The sequence below is a fragment of the Metabacillus sp. GQ13 genome (assembly GCF_059758525.1).
This window is the reverse complement of sequence record NZ_JCAXET010000019.1, coordinates 23,410-44,302: the sequence shown is the minus strand read 5'-3', so window position 1 is coordinate 44,302 and position 20,893 is coordinate 23,410. Positions and strand designations below refer to the sequence as shown.

21 protein-coding genes and 1 other annotated feature are annotated in these 20,893 nt (G+C 35.5%); of the genes, 14 read left to right on the top strand and 7 right to left on the bottom strand.

What is annotated here, in order from left to right:
* Positions 1 to 43: 43 nt before the first annotated feature.
* The 3 genes from AC6CHR_RS20450 to AC6CHR_RS20440 form a co-directional block, all read right to left on the bottom strand.
* On the bottom strand, positions 44 to 1,183 hold the full coding sequence (locus AC6CHR_RS20450) for a glycosyltransferase family 4 protein (protein WP_498250891.1): 1,140 nt from the start codon (positions 1,181 to 1,183) through the stop codon (positions 44 to 46).
* A gap of 60 nt (positions 1,184 to 1,243) precedes the next feature.
* Entirely contained in the window at positions 1,244 to 1,798 is a 555-nt protein-coding gene (locus AC6CHR_RS20445) for a phosphatase PAP2 family protein (protein ID WP_498250890.1), read from the bottom strand.
* 421 nt (positions 1,799 to 2,219) lie between these two features.
* Positions 2,220 to 2,744 (bottom strand): gamma carbonic anhydrase, encoded by a 525-nt coding sequence (locus AC6CHR_RS20440; RefSeq protein WP_498250889.1) that lies wholly within the window; start codon positions 2,742 to 2,744, stop codon positions 2,220 to 2,222.
* 471 nt (positions 2,745 to 3,215) lie between these two features.
* Here AC6CHR_RS20440 and AC6CHR_RS20435 point away from each other — a divergent pair, with 471 nt between their 5' ends.
* Entirely contained in the window at positions 3,216 to 4,010 is a 795-nt protein-coding gene (locus tag AC6CHR_RS20435; RefSeq protein WP_498250888.1) for an alpha/beta hydrolase, read from the top strand.
* Positions 4,011 to 4,127: 117 nt separating this feature from the next.
* Entirely contained in the window at positions 4,128 to 5,207 is a 1,080-nt protein-coding gene (tbcS, locus tag AC6CHR_RS20430) for a tetraprenyl-beta-curcumene synthase (protein WP_498250887.1), read from the top strand.
* A 94-nt stretch (positions 5,208 to 5,301) separates the two neighbouring features.
* Here tbcS and mnmM read toward each other — a convergent pair whose 3' ends face one another.
* Together mnmM and mnmL are read right to left on the bottom strand one after the other, a co-directional pair.
* Complete coding sequence (gene mnmM / locus AC6CHR_RS20425; protein ID WP_498250886.1) at positions 5,302 to 5,877, bottom strand: tRNA 5-(aminomethyl)-2-thiouridylate-methyltransferase MnmM; 576 nt, start codon at positions 5,875 to 5,877, stop codon at positions 5,302 to 5,304.
* Positions 5,874 to 6,839, bottom strand: coding sequence for a tRNA modification radical SAM protein MnmL/YtqA (gene mnmL, locus AC6CHR_RS20420; protein ID WP_498250885.1), 966 nt, complete (start codon positions 6,837 to 6,839; stop codon positions 5,874 to 5,876). The genes mnmM and mnmL overlap by 4 nt, the downstream gene beginning before the upstream one ends.
* Positions 6,840 to 7,040: 201 nt before the next feature.
* On the opposite strand from mnmL, the gene AC6CHR_RS20415 reads away from it, so the two are divergent.
* From AC6CHR_RS20415 to AC6CHR_RS20360, 12 genes are all read left to right on the top strand, one after another.
* Positions 7,041 to 7,304: a YtzC family protein gene (locus AC6CHR_RS20415; RefSeq protein WP_498250884.1), complete on the top strand. Its 264-nt coding sequence runs from the start codon at positions 7,041 to 7,043 to the stop codon at positions 7,302 to 7,304.
* A 10-nt stretch (positions 7,305 to 7,314) separates the two neighbouring features.
* Positions 7,315 to 7,488 (top strand): glycogen biosynthesis protein GlgD, encoded by a 174-nt coding sequence (locus AC6CHR_RS20410; protein ID WP_498250882.1) that lies wholly within the window; start codon positions 7,315 to 7,317, stop codon positions 7,486 to 7,488.
* Positions 7,489 to 7,956: 468 nt separating this feature from the next.
* Positions 7,957 to 8,373: a GntR family transcriptional regulator gene (locus AC6CHR_RS20405; RefSeq protein ID WP_498250881.1), complete on the top strand. Its 417-nt coding sequence runs from the start codon at positions 7,957 to 7,959 to the stop codon at positions 8,371 to 8,373.
* Positions 8,339 to 9,217, top strand: a complete 879-nt coding sequence (locus tag AC6CHR_RS20400; protein WP_498250879.1) for an ABC transporter ATP-binding protein — start codon at positions 8,339 to 8,341, stop codon at positions 9,215 to 9,217. Before AC6CHR_RS20405 ends, AC6CHR_RS20400 begins: the two co-directional genes overlap by 35 nt.
* Positions 9,211 to 10,173 carry an ABC transporter permease gene (locus AC6CHR_RS20395; protein ID WP_498250878.1) on the top strand — a complete coding sequence of 321 codons (963 nt, stop codon included), beginning with the start codon at positions 9,211 to 9,213 and terminating at the stop codon, positions 10,171 to 10,173. Before AC6CHR_RS20400 ends, AC6CHR_RS20395 begins: the two co-directional genes overlap by 7 nt.
* Before the next feature lie 19 nt (positions 10,174 to 10,192).
* Positions 10,193 to 10,891, top strand: coding sequence for an ABC transporter ATP-binding protein (locus AC6CHR_RS20390; RefSeq protein ID WP_498250877.1), 699 nt, complete (start codon positions 10,193 to 10,195; stop codon positions 10,889 to 10,891).
* A complete protein-coding gene (locus AC6CHR_RS20385) occupies positions 10,881 to 12,203 on the top strand; it encodes an ABC transporter permease (protein WP_498250876.1) in 1,323 nt (440 codons plus the stop codon). The genes AC6CHR_RS20390 and AC6CHR_RS20385 overlap by 11 nt, the downstream gene beginning before the upstream one ends.
* A 67-nt stretch (positions 12,204 to 12,270) precedes the next feature.
* Positions 12,271 to 12,753 carry a GNAT family N-acetyltransferase gene (locus tag AC6CHR_RS20380; RefSeq protein ID WP_498250875.1) on the top strand — a complete coding sequence of 161 codons (483 nt, stop codon included), beginning with the start codon at positions 12,271 to 12,273 and terminating at the stop codon, positions 12,751 to 12,753.
* Between the two features lie 207 nt (positions 12,754 to 12,960).
* A complete protein-coding gene (locus AC6CHR_RS20375) occupies positions 12,961 to 14,154 on the top strand; it encodes an MDR family MFS transporter (protein ID WP_498250874.1) in 1,194 nt (397 codons plus the stop codon).
* Between the two features lie 155 nt (positions 14,155 to 14,309).
* Positions 14,310 to 14,536 (top strand) — a binding site (T-box leader).
* A 172-nt stretch (positions 14,537 to 14,708) separates the two neighbouring features.
* On the top strand, positions 14,709 to 17,123 hold the full coding sequence (gene leuS / locus AC6CHR_RS20370; protein WP_498250872.1) for a leucine--tRNA ligase: 2,415 nt from the start codon (positions 14,709 to 14,711) through the stop codon (positions 17,121 to 17,123).
* Between the two features lie 228 nt (positions 17,124 to 17,351).
* Entirely contained in the window at positions 17,352 to 17,672 is a 321-nt protein-coding gene (locus AC6CHR_RS20365; RefSeq protein ID WP_498250871.1) for a rhodanese-like domain-containing protein, read from the top strand.
* Between the two features lie 177 nt (positions 17,673 to 17,849).
* A complete protein-coding gene (locus tag AC6CHR_RS20360) occupies positions 17,850 to 18,032 on the top strand; it encodes a sporulation protein Cse60 (protein WP_498250870.1) in 183 nt (60 codons plus the stop codon).
* Positions 18,033 to 18,209: 177 nt separating this feature from the next.
* Here the strand turns inward: AC6CHR_RS20360 and AC6CHR_RS20355 are convergent, their stop codons facing one another.
* Complete coding sequence (locus AC6CHR_RS20355; protein ID WP_498250869.1) at positions 18,210 to 19,223, bottom strand: substrate-binding domain-containing protein; 1,014 nt, start codon at positions 19,221 to 19,223, stop codon at positions 18,210 to 18,212.
* Positions 19,224 to 19,341: 118 nt separating this feature from the next.
* The gene (locus AC6CHR_RS20350) at positions 19,342 to 20,892 is read right to left on the bottom strand and encodes a response regulator (protein WP_498250868.1); all 1,551 of its coding nucleotides are present in this window, start codon (positions 20,890 to 20,892) and stop codon (positions 19,342 to 19,344) included.
* Between the last annotated feature and the right edge of the window lies 1 nt (position 20,893).

The window sequence follows — 20,893 nt, the reverse complement described above, 5'->3', positions numbered from 1 at the left end:
CACGTGTGCTTTTCTACTATTTAAAGGTGCTTAATAGGTGGATTTAGGCATATCGAATGGTGCTCATCTCAACTAACGTATTTTCATATTCTTTCAATAACTCAACAAAGATTTGTTCCCAAGTTTGTGATAGTGCATATTTTCGTGCCTCCACCCCCATTTGAATTCGGAGTGGGGAATTCTCCACTAAATGGTTTATTGCATCTATAAATTGGTCGACGTTTTTTGGTTCGCACAAATATCCAGTTTTTCCTTGCTGGATAATATTTTTCACCCCTCCTGAATTTGCTCCAATGACAGGTGTCCCAGCTGCAAGTGCTTCTAAAACGACATTACCAAACGTTTCTGTTGGTGAAGGAAAGATAAAAAGATCAGAAGATGCATAAATGTGTGCCAAACTTTCTCCGTTTAAATAGCCAGCAAAAGTCATATTTTTAGGGGCTGTTGCTAACATATCCTCCTTAGAAGGGCCATCCCCGACAATTAACCAATGCACTTGAGACTTTATCTCTTCGGGCAAACGTTCGGAAATATTGATAAGTGTTTCAATGTCCTTTTCCGGAGCAAGACGTCCAACATATGAAAAAATATACTTTTCTGTTATTTGATAGTGTTCACGTACATCATTAGAAGCGTATGGATGAAAGAGTTGACAATCAACACCTCTCCCCCAAATACGAATATTAGCAAAACCTTTTCGTTTTAATTGTTCCATCGTTTCTTTAGAAGGAACAAATATTTTTAATAGTGGTTTATGGAACCAATGCATATATTTCCACAGCAATTTAGATAAGAAATGAAGATCATAATAATCTAAATATTGATCAAAATCAGTATGATATGAACCAACTATCGGGATATTTAGTTTTTTAGCATAATGTAAACCACATAACCCAATATTAAAAGGTGTTGCAACATGAATAATATCTGGCTTAAAACGTTGTAACTCTGACTTTACATGAAGCATATTTGGTAATGCTAACCTACATTCCGGATATAAAAAAAATGGTAAGCTAGCAAAACGATGAATATGACTAGAAAATCGGTTTTCGGTTGTGCTAACTGGTGCAAAGACTCTGTATTCATAACCGTTTGTCTCTAAATAATCGGTAAAGCGTTTTAACGTACGAGCAACACCATTAACATCAGGTGAAAAGGTATCTGTAAAAATAGCTATTCTCATCGAATCCCTCCAGTTACTAATAAGTGAAAGGTACATGTCAGTCAATAATCTATTTCTGTTTTACAGGGGTGGTATTATTGGGAAAAGGCTTAATAAAAAGTAACTAATAAATCCTGAAGACGATCCGAGTAAGCAACCTACTATTACATCAGAAGGGTAGTGTAAACCTAGATACATTCTTGACAATCCTACACTAATGGCTATTGGTAAGAGGATTAGGGATAATGATGGCATAAGTAAAATAAACGGAATAATAACAGAGAATATAGCAGTAGTATGTCCAGAAGGAAAGGAGTGATCACGTAAAGGGTTAGCAGTAACTTTAGTTTCTAATAAAGTTAAATAAGGGCGATTACGTGGATATAACCGTTTAACTAACGCAACAGGTAAGTGGCTTATTAGGAGTGCTGCTCCACTTGCAATACTAGTAGCCTGAACAAGTCCCTTTGTGAAAGAGAATAAGACAAGGCATACAGCAATTGTAGTAATTGCCCCTCCGAGATGTGTAATCGTGCGGAAGTAAAAGTTAAGAAACTTATGATCGAAATGGCGATTGACACTTCTGAACAACTTGCAATCAAAATCATACATGTTTGTAAGTAGCTTTGTCTTCATTGTGAAAACTCCCCCTTTACCTCTTTTCTTTATTTTAAGTGAGGAATGTTTAGTCCATAATAAGAAATTGTAAAAAATAATGATTAAAGTTTTCATAATCTTAATGAATTCTATACAATATAAAATAAGAACTGGAACTACTTAGTATCATCAAGTTGAAAGACACTTGTAGAGTTGATGTTAAACGTCTTGATTAGGATTTGAAGTTATAAGATAATAAACGAATGTAAGGAATTGACCACAGCACTTCTAGGTTATTTATAAATTATGATTTTATGGGCTTAATTGTGCCTTATTTTTGAAATGAAGAGCTAAGCTTTTTCATTGCTTTTGTAACCTGTAAAATTATCCACCCAGGAACAGTACTGGAAAAAGGTTAGTTCTTCCTGAGTGAATTTTTACTTTTTAGTGATTAATGAGCTTAATTATTGCCTTTATTTTGTATGGACTTATAGTACTTTCCCTTCTCAACATATTCGTGTCGAATTCGTTCCATGTCTTTTATATCATCAGAATTTAAAGTTCTCACTACCTTCGCGGGTCTTCCAAATGCGAGCGAGTTAGGAGGGATTTTTTTCCCGGGTGGAACAAGGCTTCCTGCGCCTATAAATGCTCCTTCACCAATTTCTGCTCCATCTAAAATAATTGAACCCATACCAATTAGGGCCTTTTTATGAATAATCGAACTATGGAGAACAACACTGTGGCCAATGGTTACCTCATCTTCTATTAAGAGTGGATTATTCGGACTTTGGTGTAAGCAACAAAGATCTTGAATATTGACCTTATTACCAATTATTGTAGGGGCGACATCTCCGCGAATAACCGTCTGAAACCAAATACTTGTATCACTTCCAACAACTACATCACCAGTAATCGTTACATAATCAGCTATAAAAGCTGAATCTGCTATTTGGGGTGTTTTGTCTTTATAAGAATATATCATTGATTGTTTCAATCCTTTCTATTGGGAATAATGGATCTATTCTTCCATTTATTATATCAAGTGTGTAGACTCTTATCTAAATGTTTTTGTTGCCCTGGGATGTGGTTAAAACCAGCTCAGTAGTTTTTATTTTAGGCTCTTTTCTAAAAGTTTGTTGCTCTAGTATGAATATTGATCTAAATTTAAGCTATGTCTAAAGGGATATCAGACTAATTTAGTGAAAAGAGCACGAAGATATCCTTAAAACGTGTACATTAGTACTTTGTACGGAAAACAACAATCTTTGCGAAAACAGCCTTATTTTAAGAATTAGTACTAATTTCGAAAAATAACTAAATCATTAAACGAAAAGAGTACGAAGTCAGTTTTATTACATACCGTTTTAGCTATATACGAAAAATAAACACTTAAAAAACATCTGTACTTATACTTTCGCTTTAAACTTGGAAATGGAAGGGAGAAAGAGTAATCATGTGGAAATGGGAATCTGAGATTGAACAGCCAAAAGGTGTTATAGTTATGGTGCACGGAGCAGCTGAACATCATGGTCGATATAAATGGCTTGTAGAAATGTGGAAACTAGCAGGGTATCATGTTTTGATGGGAGACTTACCGGGTCAAGGAACAACGACAAGAAGAAGAGGTCATATCGAATCCTTTAACGAATATATTATAGAGGTCAATTCTTGGATCAAAGAAGCAAAAGTGTATGATTTGCCATTGTTTTTGCTTGGTCATAGCATGGGTGGATTAATTTTAATACGCTTACTTCAGGAAAAGCATCATGAGGTAAAAGCGGTAATTTTATCATCCCCTTGTTTAGGAACAATTTATAAGCCAAACAAGGCTCTAGAGCTTGCTTCTAAAGGTTTAAATGTAGTTGCTCCTTCATATAAAGTGGAATCAAATCTTAGCATTGCGATGGCAACTAGAAATAAAGAAATACAGGATACCGATGAAAATGATTCATTATATGTGACAAAAGTTTCTGTTAGATGGTATCGTGAATTAATTAAGGCTATGGAGGTTGCTCATAAACAAGTGGGAGAATTTCAAGATGTGCCTCTTCTTTTGATGCAGGGTGGAGAAGATAAAATTGTTGATAAATCCCTAGTGAAGGAATGGTTTAATAAGGTAGATATCTTGGAAAAGGCATATAAAGAATGGAAAGGTTTTTATCATGAAATCTTTAGTGAACCCGAACGTGAAGTAGTGTTTGAAACAGCAAGACGCTTTTTTGATGCACATTCTCCTGAAACAAAGTAAAATATAAGTATTAAAAGAAATGAGCAAATAAAAAAGGTAAAATAATGATAACTGCAAAAGGGTTAGTTAAAATATCCCTAAAACATATAAATCTAAAAGCAAGAGGTGACAACCCCTTTGACAGTGCCAAAGCATCCAATTAGATTAATGACAAAAGTATATAGAGAAGTTTTTCCAATTGTCCATTTTTATATTAAACATTGGAGAGAACAGGCAGAAAATATTCCGAATAAAGAGCTTAGGGATCAAGCAGTCAGTAGTATTGAACAAAAGGAATTTCACTGTGAAGGTGGAGGGATTTTATCAATAATTGCTGGAGTACATAAGCAACAATGTATTGAATTTATTGTTGCTTATCAAACAATAAGTGATTATCTAGATAACTTATGTGATCGAAGTACATCGTTGGATCCAGATGACTTTCGGATGTTACATCAATCAATGTTAGATGCTCTCACCTGTGGAGCACCATGTAAAAATTATTATCAATATAGAGATGATCAAGACGACGGTGGATATCTACATCAACTTGTTCAAACTTGTCAAAATGTGTTAGTTGATTTAAATACGTATCCAATTATATCAAAGTATTTATTAGAGCTTTCGAGCTATTATTGTGATTTGCAGGTACATAAACATGTGAAGAAAGAAGAACGTGTTCAAAGACTGGAAAATTGGTTTGAAATACATAAGTCAAATCTTCCACAAATGGAATGGTATGAGTTTTCCGCTTGTACGGGGTCGACACTAGGAATATTTTGTTTGGTCGCTTATGGATTTCAAGAAAGCTTTGAAGAAAAGCAAGCCATTCAAATAAGAGATAGTTATTTCCCTTATGTTCAAGGATTACATATTTTGTTGGATTATTTAATTGACCAAGAAGAGGATAGAATTGAAGGAGACTTAAATTTTTGCAGTTATTACGAATCTGAAACGGCGATGTTGAAAAGATTCGAACATTTTGTTCTAAAAGCTGATAATAACCTTACTGGTATTCCTCATGAAAATTTCCACAAACTCATTAATCGAGGATTATTAGGTGTCTATCTTTCAGATGATAAGGTTGCCTCACAAAAGGAACTCAATAAAATGAGAAAGAGACTAATCAAGCTGGGTGGAATGACCTCAATATTCTTTTATTATAATGGAAGGGCATATCGGGCATTTCAAAAGCTAACATGGAAGAAGAGTTCATAAAACTGTAACTGAATATATATAAGCAGTGAAGATTTTGATTCTATTCACTGCTTTTGTTTTGTTAAAATATACTTGCGCTGCTTTATGATAACGATCATTTGCATTTTTCTATGGCTATAATATATGGTGGATTATTGAACTTGTTAATAAACTGATAATGTAAAACATGGGCAATACTTGGATTTATCGCTTGGACATACTTCATCAAGTTGTCACGTTCTACTTGTCCTTCCTTATGTCCGTGGTATATGACGATAACAATAATCCCCTCAGGTTTGATTATCTCCAAAAGCTGTTCTATTGCTGATATGGTCGTATCTGGTATCGTAACAATTGTTGTATCTCCACCTGGTAGGTAACCTAGATTGAAAATGGCGCCCGATATAGATCCATGTAAGTTATCAGGAATCGTTGAACGAAGATGCTGATGTCCTAAGTGATGAAGTGTTACCCGCTCCTTCAATTCAGCCTTCATTAAGCGTTCAGCCGTTTTATTGATCGCATCCTCTTGAATATCGAATCCGAAGACATGTCCTTTTTCTCCGACTAATTCTGCTAAGAAAACAGTGTCATGACCATTGCCAATTGTCGCATCAATAACAGTATCTCCTTTTTCGATTGCTGACTGAATGATCTGTTTAGCAAAAGGTAATATCCGTAGGAGCTTCATGACATTATTTCCTTTTCTTTATTATAGTATCTTCCTTGAAAACTATTTCGTCTTCCTAATTCTTCATCTATCGAATTTAATACACTCCATTTATTTACGCTCCACATCGGTCCAATCATTAGATCAATTGGTCCATCACCTGTAATTCGATGAATAATCATTTCAGGTGGTAGAATTTCTAATTGATCACAAACTAGGTTTACATAATCCTCTTGGGAAAGAAAATCGAGCTTTCCTTTTTCATATTGTTTTACCATAGGTGTTCCTTTTAATAAATGTAAGAGATGAATTTTAATTCCTTGGACATCTAAATCAGCAACAGTCCTAGTCGTTTCTAGCATCATCTCTTTGTTTTCTAAAGGCAGTCCATTAATTATGTGCGTACAAATCCGTATCCCGTGCTTACGAAGTTTGTTTACACCATCTAGATAAGTTTTAAAATCATGTGCTCGATTAATAAGGAGTGACGTTCTTTCATGAACGGTTTGTAGACCAAGTTCAACCCATAAATACGTCCGTTCATTTAATTCGGCTAAATACTCCACTACATCGTCTGGTAAGCAATCAGGTCGTGTTGCGATCGATAAACCGACAACACCTTCTAAATTGAGAACAGCTTCGAATTTCTCTCGCAATACTTTTACAGGCGCATGGGTATTGGTATAGGCTTGAAAGTAAGCCATATACTTTCCATCTTTCCATTTTGCATGCATTTTACTCTTTATATCATTAAATTGTGTCACAAGGTCGCTAGCTCGATTACCGGCAAAATCACCTGATCCAGCTGCACTACAAAACGTACAACCACCATGAGCGACAGTACCGTCACGATTAGGACAATCGAAGCCACCATCTAATGCAACCTTAAATACTTTATGACCAAATGTATCGCGCAAATGATAATTCCATGTATGGTAGCGCTTATTATCTGTTGCAAAGAGAAATGGATTTGTCTGAATCACATCAGATACCTCCTTATAATGTACTTATAAAAGATTTACCAAAAGAAAAAGATCCTCAAAAAATTTTAACATGATCACATACATATTGACAGAAATCCTTTATACTTACCAAATATTATAAGTCAAGTTTTTCTTTTTCTTGTAAACAATATGATTGATGGAGTAATTCTTTGACTTCATATCGTTTGGAGGAGAGATAAAATGGCAACAAGACAATCTGTTGATGAATATATGCAGCGTTGTACGGATGCATTAGATTATGCTCGCGAACAAAGCAAAATTGGGGCACAGCAAGAACATTATAATCAATTGGAATATACAAATGCTTTACAGGGGTTGGAAAATTCCGTTAATGAAATTAATCATTTAGCGTTAAGTGCTGATGATGAGCAGCAAGACAGGATTCACCGCATGAGACTACAACTCCAACAAGTACAAAATGACATGATCTTAAGAAGACACTAGGAGGAGTAAAGTGAAAAAGCGTTCTAAACAAAATAATCCAGAGCAAAAAACAAAAAATGGCGTAAATAGTAACGATCTTGAACTTGGTGAGGATTATGATCCGGTTATTGAAGCCAAAGCAAAAAATGCAAAAAAAGGTCAGCCAATCAAATCGAAGCAGAGAGTAGAGAATAAGAGTAAGTAAAAAAAGGACCAATTTGGTCCTTTTTTATTATTTCTTTTAGCAGGAAATTATAAAATTCTAGTAATGTTGATAAGCTTACCTGCATTGCATATCGCTCGAGACGTCCAATGCTCAGAGCTCAGTAATCTTAGACTCGCCTCCTTAAGATAAGTCAACATCGAGTCGCTAAACGATCTATCCTATTAATTTTTAGTCGTACATATTTTAGTTGACAATATATTGAAAAGATATTAGTGTATTAAGTGTACTAATTAGTATAATACACATAATGTCTTTTCGGAAAATTGAATCTAAAAGGATGGTTCTTTTCGTAAAGATTGTTGTTTTCCATACAATGTACTAATGTACAAGGTTTTAGTTTATCTTCGTGCTCTTTTCGCAAAATGACTCTGACATCCTCCGGAGATTGCATGAATTTACATAATAAAACATTAAACTTTTAGACAATAGCAGAAAGAGGGAGAAACAATGATCCAAATTGATCCGAGAAGTTCAACTCCCATATATGAACAAATCATTCAACAAATGAAGGAGCTTTGTTTTAAGGGGTTGCTGAAGAATGGAGACAAGCTACCATCTGTTCGAGAATTATCAACGATGATCATAGCTAATCCGAATACAGTTAGTAAAGCCTATAAAGAGCTAGAGCGGCAAGGAATGATTGAAACTCTACGTGGTAGAGGAACTTATGTAACCGAAAATGCTAGAGAAACGGTTGATGAAGGGAAGATTGGGATGATTAAAGAACAGCTTAAACCACTGATAATTGATGCGTTTTATGCGGGTATTGATTTTACGCAAATATATGAGTGGATTGATGAAATTAAGCATGAAGTGGGAGGACAAGCCCATGCTAGAGATAAAGAATCTAACGAAAACACTTGATGGGGTCGAAGTGTTAAAAGACATAAACTTAAAATTAGAGCCAGGTGAAATTTTCGGTTTACTTGGTCGTAATGGATCAGGAAAAACAACATTACTTAGATGTATCCAAACAATTTTTCAAGCCGAACAAGGTGAAATATTATTTGAGAATGTAGCGATTATAGACCATCCGCTTGTAAAGAGAAAAGTTATTTATATGCCAGTGCAAACACCGTTCTATGATCGATATACATATAAGCAATTAGTCAGAATGATGCGCTCGGTATACCCTGAATTTGATGTGACGTATGCAAATGAATTAGTCAATCGTTACGGACTTCCTGAGACAAGGAAATATCGAGACTTATCTACGGGGTTAAAGAAGCAAATGTGTCTCATTCTAGCTTTTGCAGCTCGACCAGCGGTGATTTTGCTCGATGAACCTACGGATGGGATTGATGCCGTAACAAGACATGACTTATTGCAATTAATGATAGATGAAGTAGCATCACGTAACACAACGATTCTAATTGCATCACATCGTTTAGAAGATATTGAACGAATATGCAATCGGATAACGTTTTTGGAAGAGAATCATTTATCTATTATTCTAGACGTTGAAAAGTTAAAAGAAAATTACATGAAAGTTCAATTAGCCTTTGAGGAAGATGTTCAGCTGAAAATTCGGGAAAAAGGGATCTCAATTTTGGAATCATCTGGAGTCTTTTACACAGTTATTTTAAACCGAGATGACCATAACATACTAGAATCAATTAAAGAGTTAAAACCAGTTATTTGGAACGAACTTCCAGTCAGCCTTGAAGAAGTATTTATTGCAAGGTTTGGAGGGAAGCGAAGATGGTAGACAATGAGATGCTAAGAAAGGAAATGAATAAAAACTGGGTTCTGCTGTTAGTAACAAATTTAGCAATTGGCTTGGTGATACCTGTCCAACTTTGGATTCAATATTTGGATTTCCAAAATTATCAAAAGTCACACATGACCAGTTTATTTACAATTAATTTTGATAACTTTGGACCATCTTTTATTTTTATGCTATTTGTTTTCACGTTAGCAATTATCCAAATAGGGATTGAGAGAAACAATGGTACCTTAGAATTCACGTTAGGGATGCCTTTTTCAAGAGCAAGTATCTTTCTTTCCAAGTGGATGATAGGCTTTGGGAGTATTTTGGTCAGTTGGCTTGTCTCATATGGAATAACAGGATTGATCATTCGATTTCTCAATATTTCAACCGTTAATTTTGATAATTATTATTGGTATTTACTAGGAGGGATGTTGTTGGTGTATACGATGACATTGGCAATTGGTTCGTTGACAGGATCAGCATTTGCCCAAGGTCTTGTAACACTTTCTGTTAGCATACTTCCTATGTTAATATTCGGTTTATTTACTGTCCAGTTAGAGGTTTTTACAGATATTCATTTACGATTTAATGATCAAATTTTGTGGGGAACATACAATATAACGCCGTTAGCTTACTTATTTTTTAAATATGCAAGCTTTCCAATAAAAGAGGTATATCCTCCTTTTATTGAAGCAACGGTATTTTTAATGATAGGGTATTATGCTTTTATTAAACAGCCATTTGAACGCAATGGATCCTTTTTTATGTGGAAGTGGATGGAAAAACCAATTCAAGTGATGGTTATATTAATTGGCTTTTTGGGGTGTAGTGCTTTTGGTTATCTCAGTTCACTAGAACATAGTATGATTGGTTATTTTGTTGGTGCGGTTTTAGGCGTTATTCTTGGGTTTATTATTAGTTATTTTGTTATTTACAAGAAAAAAAATAGATAAACAATATGGAGGAGAAATTATGATTGAAGTTAAGAATTTAAGTCATTCCTTTAAGGTTGGTAAAAAGGGGAACGAAAATGAAATTTCTGTTTTGAAGGATCTTTCTTTGAACATTAATAAAGGAGAGATCGCCTCGATTGTTGGCCGTAGTGGGTCAGGTAAATCAACGTTGCTTAATTTAATTTCAGGTTTTATTTCACCGACAGCAGGTGACATCATTATTAATGATACGAATGTTACATCATATAACGAAAAGGAGTGGGCTAAGTTTCGCTTAGATCACTTTGGTTTCATCTTTCAAAGCTTTCAATTAATACCTAGTCTAACCACCTTTGAAAATATAGAATTACCATTAACATTAAAAGGAATTGATTCAGATAAGCGTAAGATAATGGTAATGGAGATGTTGGAAAGTGTTGGGTTACATAATCATGCTGAACATTATCCAAATGAATTATCAGGAGGACAACAGCAACGAGTTAGTATTGCTCGGGCCATGATTACGAAACCAAGCATCATTTTAGCAGATGAACCAACGGGTAGTCTTGATTCTGAAACCGAAATTGAAATATTAAAGCTAATAACTCAATTAAATAAAGAACAGGGAATTACATTTTTTATTATTACCCATGATGATGAAGTTGCTAAAATTAGTAACCATCAGTTCCATTTACAAGATGGAGTGCTATCAAAAGGAGGTGTGGTCGTTGAAGTTTAAAGATCAGTTGAAATTCATGAGGAAAAACATGAAAAAAAACAGACTCCGTGTATTTATGACTATTCTTGCAACAACGATGGCATGTGCATTCTTGATTGTGTTAGCTTCTGTTGGGTTCGGAATTCAAAAAACAATGACAGAAGAGGTTAAATCTCAACAGGTATTAACAGAAGTAACTGTACAAGGGAAAGAAACAGATGAAGGTAGTGAACAACTTACTAAGGAAAACCTTAAAGAACTTGCAGAAACAGACAATGTTACTGCAGTAGTACGCAGAAATTACGTCGATATGCCAGTTGAGGTTACATTTGAGGATCGAAAGGCAGATGTTCATCCCACCATTATAACGAATATGGAAGAGGAATTTAAAGCTAATTTAGCTTTAAAAAAAGGAAAGGTCCCTAAAAAAGAAAATGAAGTTATTGTCGGCTTTCATTTTGCAAAGACCCTTTTAACAGAAGAAGAAAACCAGAAATATCAAGAAGCGATGGAAACATCTGACGGCCAAATTGAAGAACCAACAGGTTATGAAGGAAATCTAATTGGAAAGGAATTTACGATGAACCTCACGAAAGATGTTGATGGTGAGGTAGAAGAGTCAAAGTCTTATACATTCAAAATATCTGGAATAGCAAAAGAACCTACTAGAGATTGGATGCAAGATCGAGGTATTTACATTAATGATGAATTTAGGGAAGAAATCCTCACATTTATTAATACTGAGGAAAAAGCAGTAGATGATATCCCTTATACGGAAGTTTTTGTTTATGCATCAGGTATAGAGCAGGTAGAACAAGTGACGAATGATATAAAAGATAAAGGGTACATGGTTTTTTCAATCACAGAGGAATTAAACAGTATCAATTTATTTTTCACTATATTTAAAGCAGGGTTAATTTTTGTTGGCACAATTGCTGTTTTAATTGCCTCGATTGGAATTTTTAATACAATGACGATGGCTGTTACAGAACGAACACAAGAAATTGGTATTATGAAAGCTTTAGGTGCTCAACCAAATGTAATTCGTCGCTTGTTCTTAATGGAAAGTGCTTATATTGGGATTGTTGGATCGATCATAGGCGTGGCTATTTCCTATGCAATAAGCTTTGCTGTAAATATGCTTCTTCCACTTGTAGTAGGATCAGCACTCGGTGAAGAAGGTCAAATAGAGTTTACCTTCTCGTATATCCCAGTAAGTCTTGTTTTAATTTCAGCGGGAATTAGTATTGGAGTTGCGATGATATCTGGCTTCCGCCCAGCTGTTAAAGCAACCAATATTAATGTATTATCTGCACTGAGAAGAGAATTATAGTCTATAAATTTAGACAGCTTCTTATGTTGGTAAAGTATCAAAAGCATACAAATTGAGGTGATTCGTTATGGAGTTAGAAATTCGATTTTCACAGGAATGTGACTTTAACCAATTGGTTGAATTAGATCATCGTATATGGAGTGCAACAACAACTCCGGCAACAATCCATTGGAAATCAGTAAGTGAATTTTCAAAACAAAATCCCGCGGGAAGCCAAGTGGTTGCTCTTGCTGATGGAGAAGTAGTTGGATATTTAGGATTTCATGCTTCTACCCCACTAGAAACGAATCAGCATGTGATGGAACTAGATATCGGAGTTGATGAGGCATTTCAAGGGAAAGGAATAGGGAAAAGTCTCCTAGCTAAAGCGAAAGAAGTTGCGATTGACAGAGGTATTCACAAACTATCAATTCGTGTTCTGGCTACTAACGAAGGAGCGATTCAGTTTTATCGACATGTTGGATTTATTGATCAAGGAAGATTAATTGATGAATTTTTTATTAATGGTAGGTATGTAGATGACCTACTTATGTATCTTCTTTTAAAGTAAATATTCACCCTTAATAGGGAGCTTGAAAAGTCGGTAAATTGCCATTATTACAACATTAGTCAGGAATGACATTCATGATTGCAAATCAAGGGAAAAGCGGCTAAAATTCTTTGAGGAGTTAGAATATCTCACGGTGGTGTTTATCTATATAGATACCGTCCGTGTTTTTTTTATTGCTCTGAATTTTAATTTTAAAGGAGGATGAATATGCCACGTTCTCTTTGGCTGCTTGTAATTGGAATGATGATCAATGTTATGGGAGCATCATTTTTATGGCCACTTAATACGATCTATATTCATGAACATTTAGGTAAATCATTAACAGTGGCTGGAGTTGTCCTGATGGTCAATGCGGGAGCAACTGTCATTGGAAATCTTGCCGGCGGTGTATTATTTGATAAAATTGGTGGATTTAAAACCATTATATTAGGAATAACTATTACGTTGGTCTCGGTTATTCTGTTAATGTTCTTTCATGGCTGGCCTACGTATACGTATTTACTTGCTTTCATCGGTTTCGGATCAGGTATTGTTTTTCCGGCAACGTATGCATTGGCAGTGAATATATGGCCTGAAGGTGGTAGAAAAGCTTTTAATGCGATTTACGTTGCACAAAATGTCGGTGTTGCGGCAGGAGCTTCATTAGGAGGAATTGTTGCAACATTTTCTTTTCATTATATATTTATCGCAAATGCAGCACTTTACGCGATCTTCTTTTTCATTGCCTTGTTCGGTTATCGTCATATTGATGCTGGAATTGTTAGTCAGACATCGATTTTAGAGCAAAAGGCAAGTGGGAATAATCCTCAGAAATTTTTCCCATTGGTGATCCTATGTATAGGCTACTTATTATGTTGGGTTGGATATGTCCAATGGTCAACGACTATTTCATCTCACACTCAAAGCTTAAACATACCGTTAAGTCAATATAGTCTTTTATGGACAATTAATGGTGTCTTAATTGTTTGTGGGCAACCTGTCATTGCTCAATTTGTAAAGTATGTAGCAAAATCATTAAAACAACAAATGATCTTCGGTTTTGTTGTGTTTATTGTTTCGTTTATTGTGGCTGCGAACGCTGTGAATTTTAGTGGATTTTTACTAGCGATGATTATCCTAACAATTGGCGAAATGCTGATTTGGCCAGCAGTCCCTACCATCGCAGATCAACTGGCTCCAAAGGGTAGACAAGGTTTCTATCAAGGATTTGTTAACAGCACTGCGACAGGAGGAAGAATGATCGGACCGCTATTAGGTGGAATGATTGTTGACTATTATAATATGAATTTGCTATTCATGGTCATAATTGGTCTGTTAAGTATCGGAATTATCACAACCTTAATTTATGATAGAAAGCTGAAGCAAACGGTTGAGAGTAAGCAAGTTATTGTTAGCTCCTAATAGTTTGGGGCCAGTCCCCAACAAGGAAAAACGACCATATACCAATGGTTCAGCCAATTAATAGTCGTTTAAACAAACCAAATGGGGCCTGTCCCCCACGTGTACACTTGCATATCTAGCCAAATTTATATAAAATAAGCTTAATCACTTATATAAAATGAACGGAGAGAAGGAATAGTAGTTTGCATGAATGTGTTCAGAGAGTTGACGGCTGGTGCAAGTCAATCGATCTATGCTTACGAACTCGCCTTTGAGTTACAAATATGAAAGCCAGATTGGTTAAGTAGTGTTTGTCGTCTATCCACGTTACGGATGTCAAAGTGGGCATAGAACTATGCCAAAGTTGGGTGGTACCACGGGAATTAAACCTCTCGTCCCTGTTTGGGATGGGGGGTTTTTCTTGTTTTTTATTCATTACTAAATCTAAAAAAATACACCTTACTTTGATCCGTTCGCATCCGATAAATAAAGGCAGTTTTCGCAAAGAGTGTTTTTTCTACTTGTATTACTAGCCTAAATAAAACATAAGATCTAGCTTTAAAGGAGGAAATCAGATGAGCTTCAATCACCAACAGATTGAGAAAAAGTGGCAAGATTTTTGGTTACATAATAAAACATTTAAAACAACTGAGGATTCAGAAAAACCGAAGTTTTATGCACTTGACATGTTCCCATATCCATCAGGAGCTGGATTACATGTAGGACATCCAGAGGGATACACAGCAACAGATATATTATCCCGTTTGAAACGTATGCAAGGTTTTAATGTCCTTCATCCAATGGGATGGGATGCATTTGGTTTACCTGCAGAGCAATATGCACTTGATACTGGAAATGACCCAGCGGAATTTACAGTACAAAATATTAATAACTTTAGACGACAAATTCAATCACTTGGCTTTTCCTATGATTGGGATCGTGAAGTCAATACAACAGATCCAGAATACTACAAATGGACACAATGGATATTCTTACAATTATATAAAAAGGGATTAGCTTATGTAGATGAAGTTCCCGTAAACTGGTGCCCTGCTTTAGGAACAGTTTTAGCGAATGAAGAAGTGATTGATGGTAAAAGTGAACGTGGTGGACATCCTGTTGAACGACGTCCAATGAAACAGTGGATGCTTAGAATTACAGCATATGCAGACCGTTTGCTTGCAGATCTTGAAGATGTTGACTGGCCTGAGAGTATTAAAGATATGCAGCGCAACTGGATTGGTCGTTCAGAAGGTGCACATGTGACATTTGATATCGATGGCTATGATGAAAATTTCACTGTATTTACAACACGACCTGATACTTTATTTGGTGCTACTTATGCTGTGCTTGCACCAGAACATTCATTAATTGATAAAATCACTACTCCCGAACAAAATGAAGCAGTAGTATCGTACATCAACGCAGTCAAACATAAGAGTGATCTTGAACGTACAGAGCTATCAAAAGAAAAAACAGGTGTGTTCACAGGGGCTTATGCGATTAACCCTGTGAATGGGGAAAAGATGCCGATTTGGATTGCAGATTATGTACTTGTGACTTATGGAACAGGTGCAATTATGGCAGTACCTGCACATGATGAACGTGACTATGAATTTGCTCAAAAATTTGATCTTTCCATTAAGGAAGTAGTTAGCGGCGGAGACGTAACGAAAGAGGCTTACACTGGTGATGGTGACCATGTAAACTCAGACTTTTTAAATGGTCTAGGTAAACAAGAAGCAATTGAAAATATGATTACTTGGCTTGAAGCGAATAAAAAGGGTGAAAAGAAGGTAACATACCGACTTCGTGATTGGTTATTTAGCCGTCAGCGTTACTGGGGTGAGCCAATTCCAATTATTCATTGGGAAGATGGCACAATGTCTGCAGTACCAGAAGAAGAATTACCACTTGTGTTGCCTAAAACAACTGAAATTAAGCCTTCAGGTACAGGTGAATCTCCACTTGCGGTCATTAAAGACTTCGTTCATGTCGTAGACCCTGAAACAGGTAAGAAGGGTCGTCGTGAAACAAATACGATGCCGCAATGGGCTGGAAGCTGTTGGTACTATTTACGTTATATCGATCCGACTAACAGTGAAGCCCTAGCAGATGATGAGAAAATAAAGCAATGGCTCCCAGTTGATATTTATATTGGAGGAGCAGAACATGCCGTTCTTCACTTACTTTATGCTCGTTTCTGGCATAAATTTTTATATGATATCGGGGTAGTACCAACTAAGGAACCATTCCAAAAATTATTCAACCAAGGAATGATTCTTGGTGAAAATAACGAAAAGATGAGTAAATCTAAAGGTAACGTTGTAAACCCTGATCAAATTGTTGAATCTCACGGTGCTGATACACTTCGTTTATACGAAATGTTTATGGGGCCACTAGAAGCATCAATTGCATGGTCAACGACTGGACTTGATGGGGCAAGACGTTTCTTAGACCGTATTTGGCGCTTATTAATCACAGAAAGTGGTGTGATAAGTGAAAAGGTGGTTGATGAATCAAACGTGGAGCTTGAGCGCGTTTATCACCAAACCGTAAAAAAGGTGACTGAAGACCTTGAAGGATTACGCTTTAACACAGCGATCTCGCAATTAATGGTATTCATAAATGAATCTTATAAAGCAACCATTCTTCCTAAAGAATATGTAGAAGGTTTTGTTCAATTGATTTCACCAATCGCACCTCACTTAGCAGAGGAACTATGGAGCAAGCTTGGTCATGAAACAACGATTACTTATGAAGCATGGCCTACGTTTGATGAAGCGAAGCTAGTGGAAAATGAAGTGGAAATTGTTGTTCAAGTGAATGGCAAGGTTCGTGCTAAGCTACTAGTTGCTAAGGACGTAACAAAGGAACAACTAGAGAAGATCGCCCTTGAAGACGATCGGGTAAAAGAACATGTTGACGGTAAAAACATACGCAAGGTGATTGCTGTGCCAGGCAAGCTGGTTAATATCGTAGCAAATTAAGGAATAGGAAATCGTTGTATCTACAATAGTGTACAGTAGACTAGTACCGACATAGGTCTAACTATAGAATAATATAGGCAAAGTTTACGTATTCTATGATCGGTAGGATTCTATATGATTGCTTCATTTAAAATGATGTAATCAGTATACAATAGGCACTGGTACTGGTACCCTTCGTAGTTAATTGATATAATGCAGGTATTAATTAACTATGAAGGGGTGTACTAGATGTACGAATTGAAAGAAATTTCACCTGAAGAAATTCAACAGAAGCTAGAAAATAAAGAGAATATTGAACTAATAGATGTTCGTGAGGATGAAGAAGTGGAAGCAGGAATGATTCCAGAAGCACGACATATTCGTATGAATGACATTCCGGATAACCTAGACGAGATTGATAAAGATAAACAAATCATTTTCATTTGTCGCTCAGGTGGACGTAGTAGTAATGTGTGTGCGTACTTACAAGATAAAGGATATAATGTTGTCAATATGACAGGTGGTATGCTTGAATATAAAGGTGAAACGAAGCCTAAGAGTAGAATATAAACAAATTTCCATAATAGTACATATAAGTGTCTGCTGACCTATAAAGGAAGCAGACACTTTTTTCATAGACTTGGTAAATCCGATTTTAAGCTTTAAACTGAACACCGTTTTTTTAGCAATAGCAGTCATAATCATGTCTACCATAAAATAAAATGGTATTAAAAAGGGCGTGTAGACATGCTACAGGTAGCGGTGTTTGATGAAGAACATGAAAAAGATCTTGAAGAAGAGATAAACTTATTTTTAGTTGATCTAGAAGATAATCAGGTTAAAGATATTAAATATAGTGTTTCTTTAACCATCGACGAGGATGGAGAACAAATATACTGTTATTCAGCAATGGTTTTATATTTAAAATAATGATTCCATTTTATCAACGGGATACATACAAAAAAAGCCTGGGTACTCTATCATTACCTCAGGCAAGCAGTTTATAGGTGGAAGTTCGTTTTTGAAGCTATAAAAGTATTATATTGATCTTTCCTTATTTCTTGTGACATTTATCAAGAGAAGTGTTTGAAACTGAATGAATTCCAATTAATAATCATAATGAGAGGAGTTAACGTATTTATCCAAAGTCTTTAAATTTACTTCAACTGTTTTAGTATAGATTGGTGAGCTGATATCATGACCATTTTTGGCGTCAAAAAGCTGTTTAATAATCAGTTCTCCCCATTTGAACTGACTCTGGGAGATCGTACTTGTAACCTGTTTATTTGAAATCCCTTTTAAGACAATTGGTAAATCATCAAAAGTAACCATCGTTTTGTTTAATCCCCTAGCCTTCCATGCTGTTATTGCTGCTGGTCCTGAGAGAGAATCTACTCCAACTAATGCATCAAAATCAGGATGTTCTTCTACCATTTCTTCAATATTCAACAATGTTTTTGCAGGGATTCCATCACTTGATTGAATATCTAGAATTTTCATCTTAGAATGTTGTTTAACAGTTTGTGTAAAACCATCGACCCTTGCATTAAGGTTTAACATCGTTGAAATACCGGTGCTAACAATAATGTTTCCTTGATAGTTTAGTAGTCTGGCAACAACTTCTCCTAGATGCTTACCTGCTGCTAAATTATCTGTCCCGATAAATGAGAGGCGATTACTTTCAGGTGCATCCGTATCAAAGCAAATAATATTAATACCAGCTTCTGCTGCTTTATTTATAAATGGTGTTAAGGCTGTAGGATCAGTAGGACCAATAGCTATACCGTCTACCTTTTTTTTGATCATTTTTTCTAAAAGTTGGATTTGTTGATCAATATTTGATGCATCTGGTGCCTGTATGATTACGTTAATTCCCATTTTTTCAGCTGTTTCTTTTGCACTGATTGTTACTCCTTCAAAAAATGGGTGTGCTACAGGATAAATGATGGCAAATGTAAGTTCCTCTTTGGATTTTATGGTTGATTTTGTATTTGCTATATTAGATTCCTTTGGAGCATGTTTTTTTATAGAAATAGGGCTTGACTCTTGAATACTACAGGAGGAGAGAGCAAGTATAAAGAATAGGTAGACAGATAATGTAAGTATCCTTTTCAGTTCCATTTTTTCCTACTCCTTTAATGACAAAGGTCTCTTCTAAGAAAAGAGCACGATGCCAATCTAGATACGTGAAGCTGTACTTCATGCGAACAACTACAATATTTTCGAAAACACCAAATGCTTAAATGTTAAAGGTTGTCCGATGCGCTTTAAATTCTCTAGTCGTCATGCCAGTTACTTTTTTGAATAAGTTGCAAAAATAATGAGAGTCACTATAACCCACTTTATGTGCTACTTCATATGTTTTATATTTGGTCGTTTTAAGCAGTTCTTTGGCATGCTCGATTCGAATCATCGTTATATATTCAATAAGTGTTTGACCTGTTTCTTGGCTAAACATATGACTAAAATATGAGGGACTAACATTTACAATGTTTGCGATAGTTTGAAGTGACAACTGTGAGTCATTGAAATGGTCCTTTACATAGTCCTTTGCCTTAATAATAGTAGGACTGAATTTTGTAGTCATTTGATCCCTAGATTCGATGATGAGCTGGAGCATTTCTCGTATGTAAATAAGCATTTCAGGATACTCCCTAACCCAGCTAGCGTTTACCTCCATTTTATTTAGTTCATGAATGGTAGTAGGATCTGTATCCATTTCCATTAAATAATGTTTAATTGTCATAGTAAAATCGAGTAAAAAGTAATAAGTGAAAAATGGTGTGCGGGTTTTTGCATCTTTTAAATAAGCAGAATAAGATAATGAAAATGTCGGAATGTTCCCTACTTCACCAAATCGTAAGAAATGAATTAATTCTTTCCGATTAAAAACATGTAAATCCGCTTGTAAAGGTTCACCACTGAAGTTCTTCGAAGTATAGCTTTGAAGAACTCGGTAATAGCTTTTCTCTTCTTCGGCATCTGAAAAAGAGGTGGCTATTCCTCGAATCCGATCTTCAATTTTTCCAAATCCAAATAATATCGGATGGTCAGAGCTCCTCTTAGTCATATTGAGTAACTTGTCTTTAACGGTGGTAATCTGTTGTTCGAGTTTATCTCTAGAATCACCTTTTAAAATAAAAACAGCTTCCTTTGACTTCCGTTTAAATTGGATGCTGCAAATTTGTTCATTAAGCCATTCATATGGAAAATCATCTATCTTTTCTGATTCAATAATAAAGGTACAATAATAGCTTGAAATCAAATCGATATCTAGTTCTGTAGCATGTTTTATTGCTTCTGAAGCAGTATAAGCGCCTTCGCAAAGTTCATTTAGAAAAAGATCACGTGAGAAGGATTCGCTTTTAAACACCTGATTTTCTAATTCATCCAAACGCCTTTTTTCAATTTCTTCAAGATCAATTTGTTTAGAAACGTTATGCAAAGTTGTAAGTAATTCTGTCGAACTGATTGGCTTTAAACAATATTCATAGATTTGAATTCTCATAGCTTCACGTGCGTATTCAAATTCATCGTGCCCGCTAAGAATGATAATTTTTATCCATGGCATTTTTTCTCGAAGGATTCGACTTACCTCAAAACCATCCATAAAGGGCATTTTTATATCAGTAATTACAATGTCTGGTTTATATTTTTCAATCAAAGGCAGGGCAATCTCACCATCTGGGGCATCGCCACAATATTCAAATCCTTCTTTTTGCCAATTAATGGACCGTTGTATCCCCTCTCGAACTTGCACTTCATCATCAAGTAAAAATATTTTTTTCACA

What these genes read in the sequence shown, in the direction of transcription:
- AC6CHR_RS20390 (WP_498250877.1), top strand. Translation starts at nt 10,193, where the DNA reads ATGATTGAAGTTAAGAATTTAAGTCATTCCTTTAAGGTTGGTAAAAAG.
- AC6CHR_RS20405 (WP_498250881.1), top strand. Translation starts at nt 7,957, where the DNA reads ATGATCCAAATTGATCCGAGAAGTTCAACTCCCATATATGAACAAATC.
- AC6CHR_RS20380 (WP_498250875.1), top strand. Translation starts at nt 12,271, where the DNA reads ATGGAGTTAGAAATTCGATTTTCACAGGAATGTGACTTTAACCAATTG.
- leuS (WP_498250872.1), top strand. Translation starts at nt 14,709, where the DNA reads ATGAGCTTCAATCACCAACAGATTGAGAAAAAGTGGCAAGATTTTTGG.
- AC6CHR_RS20395 (WP_498250878.1), top strand. Translation starts at nt 9,211, where the DNA reads ATGGTAGACAATGAGATGCTAAGAAAGGAAATGAATAAAAACTGGGTT.
- AC6CHR_RS20355 (WP_498250869.1), bottom strand. Translation starts at nt 19,223, where the DNA reads ATGGAACTGAAAAGGATACTTACATTATCTGTCTACCTATTCTTTATA.
- AC6CHR_RS20445 (WP_498250890.1), bottom strand. Translation starts at nt 1,798, where the DNA reads ATGAAGACAAAGCTACTTACAAACATGTATGATTTTGATTGCAAGTTG.
- AC6CHR_RS20415 (WP_498250884.1), top strand. Translation starts at nt 7,041, where the DNA reads ATGGCAACAAGACAATCTGTTGATGAATATATGCAGCGTTGTACGGAT.
- AC6CHR_RS20435 (WP_498250888.1), top strand. Translation starts at nt 3,216, where the DNA reads ATGTGGAAATGGGAATCTGAGATTGAACAGCCAAAAGGTGTTATAGTT.
- AC6CHR_RS20440 (WP_498250889.1), bottom strand. Translation starts at nt 2,744, where the DNA reads ATGATATATTCTTATAAAGACAAAACACCCCAAATAGCAGATTCAGCT.
- AC6CHR_RS20375 (WP_498250874.1), top strand. Translation starts at nt 12,961, where the DNA reads ATGCCACGTTCTCTTTGGCTGCTTGTAATTGGAATGATGATCAATGTT.
- mnmM (WP_498250886.1), bottom strand. Translation starts at nt 5,877, where the DNA reads ATGAAGCTCCTACGGATATTACCTTTTGCTAAACAGATCATTCAGTCA.
- AC6CHR_RS20400 (WP_498250879.1), top strand. Translation starts at nt 8,339, where the DNA reads ATGCTAGAGATAAAGAATCTAACGAAAACACTTGATGGGGTCGAAGTG.
- AC6CHR_RS20365 (WP_498250871.1), top strand. Translation starts at nt 17,352, where the DNA reads ATGTACGAATTGAAAGAAATTTCACCTGAAGAAATTCAACAGAAGCTA.
- AC6CHR_RS20450 (WP_498250891.1), bottom strand. Translation starts at nt 1,183, where the DNA reads ATGAGAATAGCTATTTTTACAGATACCTTTTCACCTGATGTTAATGGT.
- AC6CHR_RS20360 (WP_498250870.1), top strand. Translation starts at nt 17,850, where the DNA reads ATGCTACAGGTAGCGGTGTTTGATGAAGAACATGAAAAAGATCTTGAA.